The organism is Mangrovibacterium sp., assembly GCF_041596335.1.
GTDB lineage: Bacteria > Bacteroidota > Bacteroidia > Bacteroidales > Prolixibacteraceae > Mangrovibacterium.
The window spans coordinates 148416-166287 of record NZ_JBFHIT010000004.1 but is presented as its reverse complement, the minus strand read 5'-3'; the positions used below and the strand labels follow the sequence as shown (position 1 = coordinate 166287).

The 17872-nt window shown below is 44.3% G+C and carries 12 protein-coding genes; 7 read left to right on the top strand and 5 right to left on the bottom strand.

The features are described from left to right. Nucleotides 1-9 precede the first annotated feature (9 nt). The 3 genes from ABZD21_RS03030 to ABZD21_RS03020 form a co-directional block, all read right to left on the bottom strand. Complete coding sequence (locus ABZD21_RS03030; RefSeq protein ID WP_372772816.1) at nucleotides 10-2328, bottom strand: carboxypeptidase-like regulatory domain-containing protein; 2319 nt, start codon at nucleotides 2326-2328, stop codon at nucleotides 10-12. A gap of 97 nt (nucleotides 2329-2425) precedes the next feature. After that, on the bottom strand, nucleotides 2426-3070 hold the full coding sequence (locus ABZD21_RS03025) for an NAD(P)-dependent oxidoreductase (RefSeq protein WP_372772814.1): 645 nt from the start codon (nucleotides 3068-3070) through the stop codon (nucleotides 2426-2428). Nucleotides 3071-3162: 92 nt separating this feature from the next. Beyond that, a complete protein-coding gene (locus ABZD21_RS03020) occupies nucleotides 3163-4032 on the bottom strand; it encodes a helix-turn-helix transcriptional regulator (protein ID WP_372772813.1) in 870 nt (289 codons plus the stop codon). 314 nt (nucleotides 4033-4346) lie between these two features. Here ABZD21_RS03020 and ABZD21_RS03015 point away from each other — a divergent pair, with 314 nt between their 5' ends. From ABZD21_RS03015 to ABZD21_RS02985, 7 genes are all read left to right on the top strand, one after another. Continuing rightward, nucleotides 4347-5384 carry an efflux RND transporter periplasmic adaptor subunit gene (locus tag ABZD21_RS03015; RefSeq protein WP_372772811.1) on the top strand — a complete coding sequence of 346 codons (1038 nt, stop codon included), beginning with the start codon at nucleotides 4347-4349 and terminating at the stop codon, nucleotides 5382-5384. 18 nt (nucleotides 5385-5402) lie between these two features. Continuing rightward, nucleotides 5403-8456: an efflux RND transporter permease subunit gene (locus ABZD21_RS03010; RefSeq protein WP_372772810.1), complete on the top strand. Its 3054-nt coding sequence runs from the start codon at nucleotides 5403-5405 to the stop codon at nucleotides 8454-8456. Between the two features lie 76 nt (nucleotides 8457-8532). After that, a complete protein-coding gene (locus tag ABZD21_RS03005) occupies nucleotides 8533-9891 on the top strand; it encodes a TolC family protein (RefSeq protein ID WP_372772809.1) in 1359 nt (452 codons plus the stop codon). Nucleotides 9892-9965: 74 nt separating this feature from the next. Further along, nucleotides 9966-10994, top strand: a complete 1029-nt coding sequence (locus ABZD21_RS03000) for a sensor histidine kinase (protein ID WP_372772807.1) — start codon at nucleotides 9966-9968, stop codon at nucleotides 10992-10994. Nucleotides 10995-10996: 2 nt separating this feature from the next. Then, nucleotides 10997-11773, top strand: coding sequence for a LytR/AlgR family response regulator transcription factor (locus ABZD21_RS02995; RefSeq protein ID WP_372772805.1), 777 nt, complete (start codon nucleotides 10997-10999; stop codon nucleotides 11771-11773). Between the two features lie 267 nt (nucleotides 11774-12040). Then, nucleotides 12041-12895, top strand: a complete 855-nt coding sequence (locus ABZD21_RS02990; protein WP_372772804.1) for an AraC family transcriptional regulator — start codon at nucleotides 12041-12043, stop codon at nucleotides 12893-12895. Between the two features lie 482 nt (nucleotides 12896-13377). Continuing rightward, entirely contained in the window at nucleotides 13378-13557 is a 180-nt protein-coding gene (locus tag ABZD21_RS02985; RefSeq protein WP_372772803.1) for a Lacal_2735 family protein, read from the top strand. Nucleotides 13558-13899: 342 nt separating this feature from the next. On the opposite strand, the gene ABZD21_RS02980 is transcribed toward ABZD21_RS02985, so the two are convergent. Continuing rightward, entirely contained in the window at nucleotides 13900-15348 is a 1449-nt protein-coding gene (locus ABZD21_RS02980) for an arylsulfatase (protein ID WP_372772802.1), read from the bottom strand. 1 nt (nucleotide 15349) lies between these two features. Beyond that, nucleotides 15350-17800 (bottom strand): glycoside hydrolase family 2 TIM barrel-domain containing protein, encoded by a 2451-nt coding sequence (locus ABZD21_RS02975; RefSeq protein WP_372772800.1) that lies wholly within the window; start codon nucleotides 17798-17800, stop codon nucleotides 15350-15352. Nucleotides 17801-17872: the final 72 nt, after the last annotated feature.

Below are 17872 nucleotides of genomic sequence, written 5' to 3'. Positions count from 1 at the left end.
CGAGTCGTTTTAAAATTTGAAATTCCAGGTTACTGCCGGCACAATGCCAAATAAGCTTAATTTAACTGCTTCGGTGGTTCCGGGAACTGTTTCACTTTCCTCGAAATTAATGGTATAGGCATTTTTCTGGTTATACAGGTTATAGAAGGAGAAGTCCCAGCTCGATTCATATTTTTTCGTTTTCTTCCCTTTCAAATGAAAGTTTAAATCGAGGCGATGATAGTCGGGCATCCGGTAGCCATTTCGCTCCGTATAATAGGGCAAGATTTGACCATCGTACTCATATTTTCCGCTGGGAAAAGTAACCGCGTTACCGGTATAGTAGACCCATGAAGTAGATACCGACCAGCGTTGATTGATTTGATAGTTCGCGACAATTGAAAAATCGTGTGTTTTATCGTATTTAGACGGATACCAGTCAGAATCGTTAATTCCGTCAATCCTGTTTTCGGTACGTGCAAGGGTGTAGCTAAACCATCCGTTCAACCGTCCAGCCTTTTTCTTCAGATAAAATTCGGCACCATAGCTTCGTCCGGTACCGGATAGAATATTGGCTTCAATATTTTCATTCAGCAATACATCCGTTCCGTCTTCGTAGTCGAGCACGTTCTGCATGTCCTTGTAGTATCCTTCCACCGAAAATTCATAGGTATTGTCGTTAAAGTTGCGGAAATACCCAACCGCATACTGCGAGGCGATGGTTGGTTTAATGTTTTGTGTACTTGGCATCCAGGTATCGGTTGGCTGCCCCGAAGTACTGTTCGACAATAGATGAAGATATTGTGCCATCCGGTTAAATGAAGCTTTTACAGAACTACTGCTGCCTAACAGATAATTCAATGAGATTCGTGGTTCGAACGATAGGTAAGTTTCCATCAATTCTCCGCTTTCATAAAAAGTCGAATCAATTTTCACGTTATTCTCATCATATTGATTGCTCCAACCGGCTCCCAGCTGGTTAAACATCGACAACCGGGCTCCGTATTCAGCAGAAAGCCGATCCGTCAATTTTTGATTATTTGAAAGGTACAAAGCACTTTCGATTGCCTGTTTCTTCTCCAGAATAATTTCGTCACTTTCAACATTGTCAAACAACAATTTGCCCGGGTTGAAAGTATGATAGGTTGAACTGAATCCGAATCGCAAGGTATTTTTAGGGTTTGAATACCAGGTAAAATCCTGTTTCAATCCGAAATCCTCAATGCCTGAACTCATTTCAATATCATCATCCACATTAAATCCATAATCATAATTACTGTATATGGCAGTGGTATTCGAGAACAACTTGCTGCTAAACAAATGGTTCCATCGAATGGTGCCGGTTGAATTCCCCCAACTCATTCCCACATCTTCAAATCCGAAATCATCCTTCCCGAAATATCCCGAAAGGTAAACGCGGTTATTGTCGTTAATAGTGTAATTGAGTTTAGCATTCAGATCGTAGAAATAGAGCGTCATTCCATTGTCAAAAAAGCCAGCTGCTTTGCCAATCAAATCGGCATAGCTTCGACGCCCCGATACAATGAATGACATCCTGTCCTTGATGATTGGCCCTTCGAGTGTAAGCCGCGACGAGATCAGCCCAATCCCCCCTGATGCCGAGAAATTCTGATTGTTCCCGTCTTTCATGGTAATGTCCAGAACCGATGATGCCCGACCTCCATACTGCGAAGGAATGCCGCCTTTGTAAACCGCCATATTTTTTAACGCATCGGAATTGAAGACGGAGAAAAAACCCATCAGGTGCGACGAACTATAAACCGGAGCTTCATCGAGCAGAATCAGGTTTTGATCGATCGATCCGCCACGAACAGTAAACCCACTGCCGCCTTCAGAAGCGGCACTGATCCCTGGTAGCAGCTGAATGGTCTTCAGCACATCTTTCTCGCCTAAAAGCACCGGAATGGTTTCCAGCTCTTTAACATCCAGTCGCTCCACCCCCATGTCTGTCGAGCTTACATTCCGGTCTTTTTTAACTGAAGTAACCACAACTTCCGCCAGGTCGGTTTCGGCGGGTATAAGTTTAAAACTACGACTGACATTTTCGCCCAGATCGATTTTGCTTGAGATGGACCTGTAGCCAACATAAGTGATCTGAATTTCGCGCGTCCCGCTTGGTAGTGTGAGCGAATAAAACCCGTAGTTGTTCGTAATTGTGCCGGTTGTTGTTCCCTGTTCATAAATCGTCGCTCCAACTAAATCTTCGCCGGTTGAGGCATCGGTAATTTTACCGCTAATTGTATATTTTTCTTGCGCTCGTGTTTGTGCAAAAAACAATAGAAAGAGAATGGGCAAACAGATTCTAAGCACTGTTTTTTCTGAAATCATGGTATTATTTTTCAATGAGTATGAGCGTTTATATGGTTTTTCAAAAATGGGAACTATTTCGATAGTCGCATGCATTTCTAAATTATTTTGCGTCCTGTTATTTCGTGGCGACAATCGGAGCCTTTTTCAGCCACCTTTTATTGTCAATTTCATCCAGCATAAAATCTGTCAGCTGATTAACATCGACGGCCATCCCCAGAAACTTATTCTCATCAACCGTAAACGCTCCATCAACGACTTCTTTTATCATTGGCGGGCGAATATTAGTCCAATTCAAACCACTCTCAAATAACAATTTAAGCTCCTTATCTTTAATATTAACAGTTGTTCTAGAGGTCGTTTTCAGCATCACACGCATCAGTTTTCGTGCTAATGGCAAATTCTCGTTCGGCAACACGATTCCGGCTCCGGAGATACTAATCAAACGAAACTGGTGATTGGCTTCCATTTGCTCGATCATATAAGCCATCGAGTTGATGTAGTTAGTTTCATCGGTGGCAGTTACCCCATTGCTGAGGGGTGGACCAATCGTTGACAGAATTGCAACCGAATCCTCCAATGCTTGCTTTAGTTTTCCTTTATCGAAATAGTTGCCCTCGATTACTTCTACTTGTGGTGTAAGACCCTTCAATTTATGGCTGTTGCGAACTAAAACCTTGACTTTATATCCCCTGCCGATGGCTTTTGCCAAGAGATTATTGCCCACCAAACCTGTGGCTCCCAAAATGGTTATCTGATTCATTTCTAACCTGTTTTAATTGATGTGTGCAAAGATGAAATGAACGCGACAAGCGGAAAAGGTTAATTGTAGCAATTGGATGGTAAATCTATAACCTAGGCCAATGTATTTCGAAATTCCACGGGGGTTATGTTGGTGTGTTTCTTAAAATATTTAAGAAAGTTGGTTGGTTCATCAAACCCAAGTTTAAAAGCGATTTCCTTTACTGAAAGCGAAGTGGAAACCAACATTCGTTTGGCTTCAAGAATCACATACCTGTCGATAAATGATTTTGCTGTAACGTTTGCAATTTCATTACAAACTTCATTCAGATGTTTATAGGAGATCGACAATTCAGATGCATATGCTTTGGCATCGCGGGTCTTTGAGAAATGTTCTTCGAGTAGCTGTTTAAAATGGCTAAAGAAATCCAGGTTTTTGTTGTCAATTGAAACCACCGTTGAACGATTGTTTTCTTCATTCAGTTTCAGCAGGTAAATACTGATTATTGAACCTACGATATTGGGCAGCGATGGTGAATTGCTTTTTAACTCCTCATTCAACACACGCAGAATAATGTGGTTGTGATACGGATTGGAGATTTTCTCCTGTCGGAGAAAATAGTTGTACAGATGGTTAATCTGAGCAATGGTTGACTGAGCCATATATTTTTGCATAAACGCTTCAGTAAAAAGTACCAAATAACCTTTGTATTTCGAAAATTCATCGAAAGCATGTATCTGTCCTTTTGACATCACCATAACATCTCCGGCACGCAAGGTGTGAATTTTGAAATCGACAATATGATTTACTTCTCCCTCGGTTATAATCAGGATAACGAAAAAACCCAGGCGGTGCGGTTGATACGGATTATGATCTCTGGGTTTCGCAATCGCCGACATCAAGTCCTCAAGAGCAACAAACTCAAAATCATTTACCTGAGTTGTCTTCTCGCTTCTAAATTGTACTTCCGGAATGCTTTTCATTAAATCATCGGGGTTTCGTTCACGTACGGCATATAAAATTGAAATCTAGTATAAAAATTGGGAAATAAAAACTTCTAATCCTCTACTGATCGGTATTCGCGCTGAAATTGTAAATCAATTTCGGCTGCTATAAATTGCAACGATGCAAAAATGAGGTCATTCAACCCAATTTGGACATTATTTTACTCATCTAAAATCTCAATTCATTCATTATTTTTCTGGCTTCATGCACTTTTTTATCGCCTTTCATACAATCCTAATCTACTTTAGCGCCCCAGAATAGAAAATAGATAACAAGAAAATAGATAGAAATTATGAAGGGACATTTAGTTAGTTTAGGAATCTTGCTGAGCCTCATTGCCATGATGACCTCGTGCAAACAGAAAACAACCGTGGAAGCAAAGCCGCGCATGGTGAAGGTAGCCAAAGTCAACCCGACAGAATCTAATGAAAGTTTAAGTTTCAGCGGGCAGATTAAGGAAAACCGGGAAATAAACTCGGCCTTCAAAGTGGGCGGTCAGCTTCTCAAATTAAAAGTAAATGAAGGAGATAAAGTTTTAGCCGGTCAGGTAATCGCGGAGATTGATCCGCGTGACTACCAGATTCGTCTGGATGGGGCTAAAGCTCAATACCATCAGGCTAAAGGAGAATATGAACGGTACCAACAGCTATTCGACAAAAACAAATTGCCTGTAAACACGCTCGAACGACTGGAAGCTGGCTATCTGGCCGCTAAAAGTCAGTACGAAGCTGCCGAAAATGCCATGAAAGACACGCGATTGACTGCCCCATTCAGCGGGTATGTTTCAAAAAGACATGTCGAAAACTACGAAAACGTAGGTTCCGGACAGGCTATTGTTTCCCTGATTGATCTTGACAATCTGGAAATTCGTTTTAACATCCCGGGTAGCTTGTTGGCTACCGTTCAAAAGGCCTCCGATTTTTACTGCGACTTCAACGTAAACGGTGAAAAAAGAGTAGCCGCCAAATTGCTTTCGGTGAATCAAAAATCGAATGAAACCGACCAATATGAAGTTCGCATCCAGCCTAATGTAAGCGGACAACACCTGAAACCCGGCATGACAGCCCGCATCACCGTGGTTGCCGAACGTGCGCAACAGCAGGCAATCACCATCCCGCTGGCCGCTGTTTATTATACCAACGAGAAACCGCACATCTGGACTGTAGATGCCAACGCTCTGGTAACCAAAAGCCAACCGGTAGAATTGGGCAACCTGCTCAACGATGGACTGGTTGAAATAAAGACCGGAATTTCGGGAAACGAGCTGGTCGTAATCGCCGGTGTAAACAGCCTGGTTGAAAACCAGCAAGTGAAGATATTGGGTCTGTAATCCTCTGAAAATTCATCTATGTTAGAAAATATACTATCCAAAAAAGCGGTATTATACTTCGTCTTTTTTGCTCTGATCGTAGGAGGAATTATGTCCTTCGACGCACTGCCAAAGCTGGAGGACCCTGAGATCCCGATTAAGGCAGCTGTAGTAACTACCGTTTACCCCGGCGCTAGTGCCGAAGAGGTGGAAAAAGAAGTAACTGATGTGCTTGAAAAAGCCATTCAGCGGCTGGAAAATATCGACTTTCTCGAGTCGAAATCCACGCCGGGAATGTCGCAAATTACTATTAATATCAAGTCCGGTGTTAAAACGGCCGACCTTCCCCAATTATGGGATCACCTGCGCCGGAAAGTGAACGATACCAGCAGCAGTCTGCCGCAAGGTGCCTACGCTCCAATCGTAAACGACGATTTCGGCGATGTGTCCGGTATTTTCTTCGCTATTACCAACGATGGGTACGACGAGCTGGAATTTAGACGCAAAGTGAACGACATCAAACAACGTTTATTGGGCATAAAAGGCGTAAAACGGATTGAAGAATATGGTGCGACACAGGAAGTGATCAACATCAAATTCAACAACGATTATTTTGCCACAATCGGCATCAACCCGGGAATGTTCTTCCAGTTTTTTAACGATCAGGGAACCTTGGTTAATGCCGGCAATGTTCATACCGGCGACGAACGTATTCGCCTGACCATTGGCAACAAATTTCAAAGTCTGGAGGAAATACGGAATTTCGAGGTGAAACTGCCTGATGGCAACCGCTATCGTCTGGGCGATATTGCCACCATTGAACGGGAAAAACAAGATCCGTATTACACAAAATTAAAGTATAACAACAAGGAGGCGATGAGCCTTGCCCTTTCCATGGAGAAAGGCGGCAATATTCTGAAACTGGGAGAAGTGATTGAAGCCGAGATGGCGCTGATACAACAGGATTTGCCTGTGGGTATCGATATGCATCCGGTTTTTTACCAACACGTTAAAGTGGATGAATCAATCAACAACTTCCTAATCAACCTGATTGAATCGGTATTGATTGTGATTGTGGTATTGCTGATTGCTATGGGATTCCGGGCCGGACTTCTGATCGCCAGCGGACTTCTGTTTACCATTCTGGCCACCTTCATTTTAATGAACATGGTTGGCGTGGAAATTCACCGGGTTTCGTTGGCTGCCATTATTATTGCCATGGGAATGTTGGTTGACAATGCCATTGTGGTTGCCGACGGCATATTGATCGACCTGGAACGTGGAATGAACCGTTCGAAGGCATTTCTCAATACGGCTAAAAAATCGGGCACACCGTTGCTTGGCGCTACCCTGGTTGCTATTCTGGCGTTTATGCCACTGGCCTTTAACACAACCGGAGCCGGTGAGTTCCTTCGCCCGCTGTTTTATGTATTAGCTATTTCGTTGTTTGTCAGCTGGATTCTGGCGATGATTCAAACCCCCTTTATGGCCCAGTTCTTTTACCGGGAGAAGAAGGATGGCGAAGAGAACGAAAAAGATCATCTTGCCAGTCCGTTCTACCAAGGCATCAAAAAAGCTGTGCAATTCTTGTTGTGGCATAAATCAGTTACGGCAGCTATGGTTACCGTCGTGTTTGTTGCAACCATCTGGGCATTCAGCTTTGCCAAAATGGACTTCTTCCCGGTAGCAACTTCCGATCAGTTTTTGCTGGAATACCGATTGCCCGAGGGAAAAGATATTTCAGCGGTAGAAAAAGACCTGAGCGATATCTACCAGGAAATTAGCCAATGGGATGAAATTGACTATATCGTAACATCAATGGGTGCCACTCCGGCTCGCTACACACTAATGCGCCCCGTGGCATCGCTGAGCCCATCGTACGGTGAGTTGATTATTGCCTTGAAAGACAAAGAATACGATTTCGACGTACGAGCCCGCCTACAGGATCATGTTCGCGAAAACTACCCTCAGGCCGAAGCCCGCGTGCGTCCGTACCAGGCCATTGGTGGTGACTACAAAATTGAAGTGAAATTTTCGGGTCCCGACGACCAGGTTTTAAGAAAACTTGCGGTTCAGGCTGAAAGCATCATGAAAGCCAGTGAGAACACTGATTTTGTGACCAACGACTGGCGCAACGAAGAAAAAATTCTGACCCCCTACTACTCTCAGGAAAAGGCACGTGGACTTATGATTAACCGCTCTGATGTGGCGAATGCTCTGGCCGTTGCATCAACCGGCGCACCCGTTGGCGTATTTTACGATGGCGAGTACCAGCTGCCAATCATGCTGAAGCTCGATCAAACGCTGAACGATGACATGAGCCTGCTGCCAACCCTGCCGGTATGGTCGGCCAATGCCGCGTCGAGTGTAACGCTTGCGCAACTGACAGATTCCATCGAAATTCAGTGGAATAATTCGATCGTCAGACGCTACGATGGCCAACGCGCCATTAAGGCGCAGTGCGAACCAAAAACCGATATCACGGCAACCGAAGTTTTGGCCGAGCTCCGTCCGGCAATCGATGAGATACCTTTACCAACGGGATACACCCGCGAATGGCTGGGCGAATTTAAGTCGAGCAACGAAGCAAACGCCGGGTTGGCAGAAAACTTTCCGCTGGCTATGCTGCTGATGATTATCATTGTGGTTGCTCTGTTTAATAATTTCCGGCAGCCCATTATCATCTTTATGATTATGCCATTGGCTTTTGTAGGAGTGGCAATTGGGGTACTGGTTACGAATACGAGCTTCGGGTTCTTCAGCATCGTAGGTACGCTTGGTTTATTGGGGATGATGATTAAGAACGCGGTAGTTCTGCTCGATGAAATCAACATACAGCTCGAAGAAGGTAAAAACCAGCTGCACGCTATTGTTGACGCTACCGTATCGCGTGTTCGCCCGGTAGTGATGGCCTCGCTGACAACCATCCTGGGGATGTTGCCGCTGTTGTGGGACGAGATGTTTAGCTCCATGTCTATCGCCATCATGTTTGGTCTGCTTTTCGGTACTCTGATCACCCTGTTGGTGGTTCCGGTGCTCTACGCGCTGTTTTACCGAATCGACACCAGACAATTACATCATACAGAGGAATAATCAGCTTTCCTTTCATACTATTTAATCGAATTCACCGTCGCTTTTAGGGTGACGGTGATTCTTAAACCGATTTTAAATGAAACGATACATCATCATATTTCTCCTGCTAATTGGCCTACAATCACAAGGCCAGCGCGTTTTAACGTTGCAAGAATGCAGGGATTTAGCAATCGACTACAACAAGAGCCTGCAAATGGCAGGAGTTGACGCGCAAAAGGCACAGGCTAACCAAAAGTTAGCTCGTACAGCCTACCTCCCTGCCCTCGACGGAACCGCTTCGGCAACTTATTTGCCTTCGTTGGATGACATCGAAATTCCGGGCATGTTTCTCCCAACCGCTGATGCCGATGGCAATACCACCGGCGACAGCGAAGCTTACTTCCCCGGACTAAGCCTTAACACCGAAAAACTGAGTTTGTACCAGGCTCAGCTGGCTCTCACGATTCCGATTTATGCCGGAGGGCAAATCCGAAACGCCAATAAAATGGCCGATCTGGGAGTGAATATGTCGCAAAACGCGCTTGAACTCGAACGCGACAGAGTCATCCAATCAACCGATGAAGCTTTTTGGCAATTGGTAGCTCTGGAAGAAAACATCAAAGTGGCAAAAATTTATGTCGCCATGATGGATAGCCTTGAGGATCAACTCACGACCATGTACGAACTCGGACTTAGTCCGAAAAGTGAACAGCTAAAAGTATCTGTTCAGAAAAATGATGCAGAACTTGCCCTCTTGCGTGCAAACAACGGTCTTTCAATCTTAAAAATGCGTCTTTGCCAGCTTATGGGATTGCCCTTGCAAGAAGACATCCGTCTGGATGGACAGCTCGCCGAAAACATGCCATTGCCGAACATGGACAATGCGTGGGCGAAAGCCTCGATAAACCGCAAGGAACTCCTGATCATGGAAGACCAGATCAAAATTGCAGAACTCAGCAAGCAAAATACAGCAGGCGAATACAAGCCAACGGTTGGTGCGCAAATCAGTTACAGTTACCTTAACAGCCCCAACCTTGATTTCGACAGCTGGAATACGATGGCTGTCGCTCAGGTGTCGCTACCGGTTTTTCACTGGAAAGAACGCAAGCACAAACTGGCTGCTGCCAGCCTCGACCAGGAAAAAACAAAGCTTGAGTACGACAATTCACGAGAGCTTATTCAACTGGAAGTCAGCAACCTGACCATTAGAGTTCAGGAAGCCTACCAAACCATTGTGCTGGCGCAAAAGTCGTGCGCACAGGCACAGGAAAGCCTTGAAGAAGTTGCGTTAAGCTATGAAGCCGGCCTGAATACAACTACCGACCTGCTGAACGCACAGGCAGCCTGGCAACGCGCCGAATCGAATAAAGTTGAAGCTTTGACTAATTTGGAAATAGCGAAAACGGCCTATCAAAAGGGTATCGGAATGCTGAATTCAATTTCGGCTTCAAACTAAAAAAGCTTAAACAAAGCGGGCGGATTGGAAAAACCATTTTGCCCGCTTACATTTGAAACTGAAACACCAATGAAATGAATAATTGCAGAATATCGGTGCATTTTGGAAGCAGAATTTTGATCGAGGTGCTGTTGGGCACAATCGTAAACCTGTTTTTGGTACTAGTTCTTAAACTGAAACCTCACAATTCGGTCGTAGCCTACTTTTTCTCCATTGGCATGTTCATTTTCATTAGTGAAGGGATTTTTATCTTCGACAGAATGGTAGGCAACCGCCTTCCATGGCATACGCACACGAGGAAAAGAGTTATCTGGCTTTTCCTGTTCACCATTCCATGGCTGGTGCTCGCAAAACTGCTGGCTTCTTTTCTGGTGCCATTTTTACTACCCGATGCACTTATGGTAACACCGCTTGTGCACGCTGGAGGCCTTATGATCGGAGTATTAATTGTATTCATTTTTGTTGTTATGCTAATCGCCTACAACTACCACCAAAGTCTAAGCAGTTTCACCATCGAAAATGAGCGGCTCAAGCAACAGCAACTGGAAATGAGTTACCTGTCGTTGCAGGATAAAATGAATCCGCACTTTCTTTTTAATAGTTTGAGTACACTGATTGCCATTATTCGGCAAGACCGGGAAGCAGCCATCGCTTTCACCGAAAACCTCTCGGATGTTTACCGCTACGTACTGCTCACGAAAGATACGCTGCTGGTGCACGTTTCAAAGGAGATTGAGTTTATCAGCACCTTTGTCGACCTGCATCGCGAGCGCCTTGGCGATGGGTTGCAGCTGCAAGTTTCACCTTGCCACAGCAAGTATATGGTACCACCGTTAAGCCTGCAAATACTGGTCGAAAATGCCATTAAACACAATATTGCCAGCGATGGCTCGCCCTTACACATCAACATCTATTGTACCGAAAAACACCTTATTGTTGAAAACAACCTTCAACTTAAACAATCGTCTTATTCTACCAAAACCGGTTTAAAGAATCTGATTGATCGGTATCAATTATTAACAACAATGCCCGTTGAAATTGAAAATGAAAACGAAAAATTCATTGTCAGGCTACCATTACTAACCGGAGAAATAAAGGAATAGCTATGATACACAAGACTTTTATCATCGTTGAAGATGAAATCCGAAGTGGCGAAATGCTTCGGGATTTGTTTCTGGAATTGCGACCCGAATGGAAAATGCTGGCCCATCTGAAATCGATTGAAGAAACGGTTGACTGGTTTAACAGCCACGAACAGCCCGATCTGGTTTTCATGGACATTGAACTTGCCGACGGGAACTGCTTCAACATTTTCAGCGAAATTAAAATTACTTGCGGCATCATCTTCACAACGGCATACAGCGAGTTCGCGCTCAAAGCCTTCGAACAAAACAGCATCGACTATCTGCTTAAACCCATTAAAGCCCGCGAACTGGAACGTGCCATTCTTAAGCTGGAGCAATTGCTGGAATTCATCGAACAGCAGTCGAACCAGTTTTTCGACTACCAGCATCTGGCCAAACTCCTGTCGAAACCAACAGTTTACCGCCAGCGATTTATGATCTCGCGAAACGATTCGTTCATGAAACTGGATGTGAAGGATGTCGCCCACTTTGTTTCCGACAATCGCGTAACCACAGCGGTAACCTTCGACAACAAGCACCATATTATCAGCCAATCGCTCGACAAAACCGAGCAGGAGCTCGACCCGGTTATGTTCTTCAGAGCCAACCGACAAACGATTCTAAACATCGAAGCAGTGGATCAGTTTGAAAGCTACTTTGGAGGCAAACTTGCTGTTCGGCTAAAAACCGATCCTAAAGAAAAGATTATCATCAGCCAAGCCAAAGCGGCTGCCTTTAAGAGCTGGATAAACAGCTGATAAATGAAAGCTGAAAACCCACAATAACCGGTGCGTTTTTCAGCTTTTTTGCTTCGCCGAATGTGGGTTGAAGCAACACATTGGTATCGAAAAACTTTCCGATTGTATTCCTACCCGTCAGAATAGAGCTAACTGCCGCCTTCGAAATTGTACGATTAGCGGAAAACGCGGTAATAAAATTGGTTTCCATACGAGTTGCACTGCCAATAATTGGTACTAGAGCAGTAAATTACCTATTTTAGCCACAAATTAACCGATAATAATACAATGCAAACAGAATCGATTAGTCAACTTTTTGAAATTCATATTGAAGAGCTTGAATCATGGGAGAAACGGCCAAGAAAAAACAACTTCTTTGAAATTGTTTATGTAGAAAGAGGATCCGGTTCGCAGTGTATAAATCAGCACAAGTTTGAATATAATCAGGGAAACATTTTCTTCCTTCCCCCCTTGGATTGTCATTCGTTTAAAATTAATGAGCCTTCAAAATTTTACTTTATTCGCTTTACCGACCACTACTTTTTATCGAACGACCGATTGGCCGATTATAATGCCTGGTTTGACAAAATTGCCTACATCATCGCCAACTATAATAAAGTTCCGGGCGACATTATTTCGACAGAACGGGAGAGGCAATTTATCGTCAACAATATAAAACTGATCTATCAGGAATACCTTGCCCGCGATAGTTACTCCGACTCGATAATTACCGGAGCAGTGGCCTCTATTTTGAACATTCTCGCCCGCAGCATTGAGAAAAAATACGTCGACCACGCCAATAATACGGATAATCGTTTTGGCGAAATAGTACGCTACATCAACACACATATTTCCGACAGCAATAAACTCAGCATCCCTGCTTTGGCCGATAAATTCGGTATTTCTAAGACCTATTTCTCTGAGTATTTTAAAAAGCAGGCTGGTCAAAGCCTAGCCGAATATATTTTAAAATCGAAATTGCGACTGGTAGAAACCAAGGTACTGCATACCGATCTGTCGTTGAAAGAAATTGCCTGGCAATTAAATTTTACCGACAGCAGCCATTTAGCTCGCTCGTTTAAGAAGGTTTATGGCATGACCGTTAAAGAATTTAAGAATAGTGGACAGGTTTGTGGTTCATAATGCATCATAGCCCGTCGTATGGATATGCCGGAAAATCGGTGCGGCCAGTTGCGAGCAACGCAACTAGTCTCTGAATTTCAAACAGTTGCATAGGTTAATTTATTGTTTTGCATCCTATAGCCGACTGTATTTTCCTTTTGTTATTCCAGGTTTCGATCCCGCCGAATACCGTCAAAAATTTGCGTCCCACTCTCCCGACCGTACTCGTTATCTATTGCTTTTGCTGTTCTGCAATAGCTAACTCTCTTGCACTTACACCACAAAACCGATTGGTGAACCAAACCATAAGCTTAATTCATTCGGAGAATGCGAGCGCAATACTGAAAGAGATAAACTTTTCTGCTTGTTTTTTTGTTTAAATATCAACTCAAATCATTAAACACTGAAAAGTTTGCCTAATCAGAACAGTCATCGTGGATTACCGGACAAATTATTGCAGTCGATGGTGGAATATCCAGTATAAATCTTTAAAAATGCAGACCATGTTTAGTTTTTTTAAGAAGAAATCGAAAATTGAAGTTTTGGACAAAAAGTATCAAGACTTACTTGAGGAATCGTACAAGCTGTCAACCACCAATCGAAAAGCCAGCGATGAGAAAGTTGCGGAAGCAAATCTGATTCTACAGGAAATAGAACGGCTACAGGCTGAAAAAAAAGCTTGAAATGACAATGATACATTCGGCAATCGTGGATTATTTATTGGTGAAATAAAAAACTGTTTCTTTGCTCAAAACAGCTATATGTTCACTGTTACAAGTAACAAAATAGCCCTGAAACAAATATAACCATGGACAATTTCCAGTTGAATCATGTTGTCAAACAACCTTCTCCTTGTGGCTGTTTTTAAGGGCTGAATACAGTTTTTCACACCATCTGAAAGAGATATGTTTTTGCCATGAACCTCAATAAATTCGAACCCGGTCGGATTATCGCCGGAGCATGAAGTCTATAAAACAAAAACACCAAGTAACTCGCATGGACTTTTTATTCCCATAGTCATCCAGTTACTCCGTTTCAAACCGGTAATTCTCCGATGGACTATGGCATTCTTTCATCAGCTCCAGCATTTCAGCTGCAACTTCAGGGTACTGTTCAGCCACATTATCCGATTCCGTCAGATCTTCATCCAGTTTGTACAGTTCGATGGGAGTTCTGTCATAATCCGTGTGTACATTTAAACGAACTGCTTTCCAGTTTCCTTTGCGTAAAGCTTGTCTGCCTCCGCGTTCGTAAAATTCCCAGTACAAATGGTTGTGTGTGGGCTGTTCTTTCCCTAAAAGTTCGGGTAAAAATGAAATGCCGTCGATAGCTTCTGGAGTTTCTTGTTTGGCCAGAGCAGCAATGGTTGGCAGTACATCCCAAAAGGCAGAAATATGATCGGTTTCGCAACCGGCTTCAATTGTACCTGGCCAGCTCACAATCATTGGCACACGCACTCCCCCTTCGTACAGATCTCGCTTAATTCCTCGCAATCCACCTGAGCTGTTAAAAAAGTCCGGGTCGGCGCCCCCTTCGGCATGTGGCCCATTGTCCGACGAGAAGATAATAATCGTGTTTTCAGCAATGCCCATCTCTTTCACTTTGGCAACGATCTCTCCCACTTGGTCATCCAACAAATTAATCATGGCTGCAAAAGCCGCATGACATTCTGTTTGCGATCCATAGCCTCCGGTTTTATACCCTTTTCCTTCGTCCTTTCCGGCATATTCCTTTTCAGGAAGCAGTTTTCCGCGGTACTTTGCCAAGTAGGTTTCTGGTGCAAACAATTCAGCATGAGGAATTATTGATGGATAATACATGAAAAAAGGTTGGTCCTTGTTTTCCTCCAGAAATTCCATGGCTTTTTTATGAATCAGTTCGGGCGCATACTGGTTTTGATCTTGCCCGGCGTTTCCTTCCAAGATAATTTTTTCGCTATTGTGCCAAAGATGGTAGGGATAGTAATTGTGCGCCAGGGCCTGATTTAGGTAACCGAAAAATTCGTCGAAGCCCTGATTGTTGGGTGCCCCCTCAGAGCCGGGATAACCGAGTCCCCATTTGCCAAACATTCCGGTTACATAGCCGGCGCTTTTCAACACTTCGGCTATCGTTATTTCAGATGCTATAAGTGGGAAATCGCCCTTATTGCCCGGCACTCCCTTGTTTCCGCGGCTAAAAGCATGGCCGGTGTGCTTTCCGGTCATCAGTGATCCGCGCGACGGAGCACAAACGGTACTGCCCGAATAGTGGTTGGTAAAACGAATGCCTTCCTGCGCCAAACGATCGATATTGGGTGTTTTAAACTTTGTTTGCCCGTAGCAGCTTAAATCGCCGTACCCCATATCATCGGCGAGGATGTAGATGATATTTGGTTGCTTCGGCTCGCTCTTTTCAGCTTGTGCACTTGTTGACGATTTACATGCGACAAGCGCCATGGCTGCGATGATTGGGTACAGATTAGAAATTTTCATCATTTTAAAGTGCTTTTATGATACATTTTGTGCCCGACAACCATGGCGAGCTAAACTCAACTTCAATGTTTCCGTTCATTCCTGTGGCCTGAATATAAGCAATTAACTTTCCTTTATATACTCGTTGCACATGATCGGTGTAATCGCCCATATCACGGTCGTTACCGGCTTCAAGTCCTAATAGTTTGCCAGGGCCGCTAATGGTGCAGGTAATTTCGTTATCGGCAAGAACCACCGGAATTCCGGCTGCATCGACAATGCTGATTTCCACCTGTGCCACCCCTTTGTTGCGGTCAATTGTTTCCGTATCCGGCTGGCTTACGATTGCATGTGGTCTTTCTGATGTTTTAATTTCTGATTGAACGACCTCATTCCCGGAGTCGTCCAAACCAACCAACTCCAGCGTTCCGGCTTCAAATGGTATTTCCCATAAAAATACGCCTGTTTCCTTATTGTACTCCAGTGGCCCGCCAACTTGCTTCCCGTTTACCAGTAATTTTGCTTTGGGTGAATTTGTGAAACCGAGGATTTTAACCGGTTCCCCCTTTTCGTAATTCCAAACCGGCCATGCCTCACGTATCAGGTTTTTAACATCGCCGTTCCTTGTCGATGTTCCAACGTAAGCAACCGGTTCTTCGTTCCACAGAGCACTTCGAAAATGGCCCCGCGGCTTTACAAAACCTGCATAATTTAGCAGGCCACCATTTCCTCCGCGTGCGGGCCAGGCGCCCGATTCACCCAAATAGTCAATCCCGGTCCAAAGGAACTGCGCGGAAATAAAATCATTGTTTTTCACCGCATTCCAGGCCTCCATATTATGCCCGTTTTCACTTCCGTAAATTACCCGATCGGGATAGGTTTCGTGATCCAGATGGTATCTATTTTCGGTGTAATTGTATCCGGCAATATCCAGACATCCAGGATATTCGGTTTCGTTCGACATGATTACCCCGGCCAGGGCAGCAGTTACCGGACGCGATGTATCGTGTTTGCGAACCTCCGAGGAAAGACGCTTGGCAATATCTCCCAATCGCTCAGCTTTCGGATGATCAGTCAGGTAGCCACCGTACACCTTCTGGTTTATTCTTCCGTGCTCCAACACCGGATGTGAATACGGATCGTTCGGGTAGTCCACTTCGTTGCCAATGCTCCACATGATGATCGACGGATGGTTGCGGTCGCGTTTCACCATGTCGGCTAAATCGCGGCTGCTCCACGCTTCAAAAAAATCGTACGAACCTTCGTAGCCCGGTTCGCCTTTGTTCCATCCGGTTATCCACTTTCGTTTCGGAAATTCCCATTCATCAAAAGCCTCATCCATCACCAACAGGCCAAGCTCGTCGCACAAATCGTACACATCGGGCGCTTGCGGGTTGTGGCTCATTCGAATGGCGTTACAGCCCAGTTCTTTCAGGGTTTTCAATCTACGTTTCCAAACTTCTTTGGGCACGGCACTTCCCAAACAACCGGCATCATGATGAATGCAAACGCCTTTTATTTTCATTCCTTCCCCGTTCAACGAAAAGCCCGTATTGGCATCAAAATGAATGCTTCGAATTCCTACCGCTGTTTTTGTTCGATCGATGATTTTTCCATCACGTTCAATTTGCGTTTCCAACAGGTACAGATTTGGATTACCCAAGTCCCATAACACCGGATTTTTTACCGTCAACTCCGATATTCCATTGGCTAACGAATTCGGTTGAACCTGAATAGTTTCTTTCGAACGGGCTATTTCCTGACCTTTCGAATCAATCAGGAAACTCACCAGTTGCAACTTCTGAGTTTCGGCTGATTCGTTTTTCACCTCCATCTTTACCTGAACAGTCGCCTTTTTTTCGCTCACCAGCGGTGTAGTATAGCTTACCCCCCACTGATTGAAATGAACTTTGCCGGAAGTGATTAGGTAGACGTCGCGGTAAATACCAGAGCCGGTGTACCAGCGCGAATCGGCAGACAGGCTGTGGTCTGCTTTTACTGCCACAACATTGTTTTCGGAGCGATTAATGAACGGTGTAATATCGTAACAAAACGAAATGTAACCGTTGGGACGGTTCCCCGCCAGTTGACCGTTAATGTAAACCTCGCTGCGGTTGTAAACCCCCTCGAAATACAGGTAGGCGTTTTTATCTGCCGGAAGATTTGAAAAATCGAGTGTTTTGCGATACCATCCAATTCCACCGGGCAAGTAACCGGTACAACTGGACAACGAAGGACTGAGCTGAGCTTCAATACTCCAATCGTGGGGCAAATCAAGCTTTCGCCATTTTTCGTGACTGAAATCCGCAGTTTCTGCCTTGTCAGGATTGCTGAGCGTAAAATACCAATCGTTGTTCAACAACTGACTTTCGCCAAAGCCGGTTTGGGCACCCGACTGAAGATGAAACATGGCGCACATAATTAGTGCGAATAAGCCAGGTTTTAGTCGATTCAAAGTATGGTGAAATTTATTCATTATTAGTGGTTTAATTGATATGTTGATCTTTAAAATCAGTTTTAAAAAAGTCAACCCAATTCGTTCGGATTA

Excerpts from the sequence above, each read along its gene's own strand:
- ABZD21_RS03020 (WP_372772813.1), bottom strand. The coding sequence starts at position 4,032 with ATGAAAAGCATTCCGGAAGTACAATTTAGAAGCGAGAAGACAACTCAG.
- ABZD21_RS02990 (WP_372772804.1), top strand. The coding sequence starts at position 12,041 with ATGCAAACAGAATCGATTAGTCAACTTTTTGAAATTCATATTGAAGAG.
- ABZD21_RS02985 (WP_372772803.1), top strand. The coding sequence starts at position 13,378 with ATGTTTAGTTTTTTTAAGAAGAAATCGAAAATTGAAGTTTTGGACAAA.
- ABZD21_RS03015 (WP_372772811.1), top strand. The coding sequence starts at position 4,347 with ATGAAGGGACATTTAGTTAGTTTAGGAATCTTGCTGAGCCTCATTGCC.
- ABZD21_RS03005 (WP_372772809.1), top strand. The coding sequence starts at position 8,533 with ATGAAACGATACATCATCATATTTCTCCTGCTAATTGGCCTACAATCA.
- ABZD21_RS02980 (WP_372772802.1), bottom strand. The coding sequence starts at position 15,348 with ATGATGAAAATTTCTAATCTGTACCCAATCATCGCAGCCATGGCGCTT.
- ABZD21_RS03000 (WP_372772807.1), top strand. The coding sequence starts at position 9,966 with ATGAATAATTGCAGAATATCGGTGCATTTTGGAAGCAGAATTTTGATC.
- ABZD21_RS03030 (WP_372772816.1), bottom strand. The coding sequence starts at position 2,328 with ATGATTTCAGAAAAAACAGTGCTTAGAATCTGTTTGCCCATTCTCTTT.
- ABZD21_RS02995 (WP_372772805.1), top strand. The coding sequence starts at position 10,997 with ATGATACACAAGACTTTTATCATCGTTGAAGATGAAATCCGAAGTGGC.
- ABZD21_RS03010 (WP_372772810.1), top strand. The coding sequence starts at position 5,403 with ATGTTAGAAAATATACTATCCAAAAAAGCGGTATTATACTTCGTCTTT.
- ABZD21_RS02975 (WP_372772800.1), bottom strand. The coding sequence starts at position 17,800 with ATGAATAAATTTCACCATACTTTGAATCGACTAAAACCTGGCTTATTC.
- ABZD21_RS03025 (WP_372772814.1), bottom strand. The coding sequence starts at position 3,070 with ATGAATCAGATAACCATTTTGGGAGCCACAGGTTTGGTGGGCAATAAT.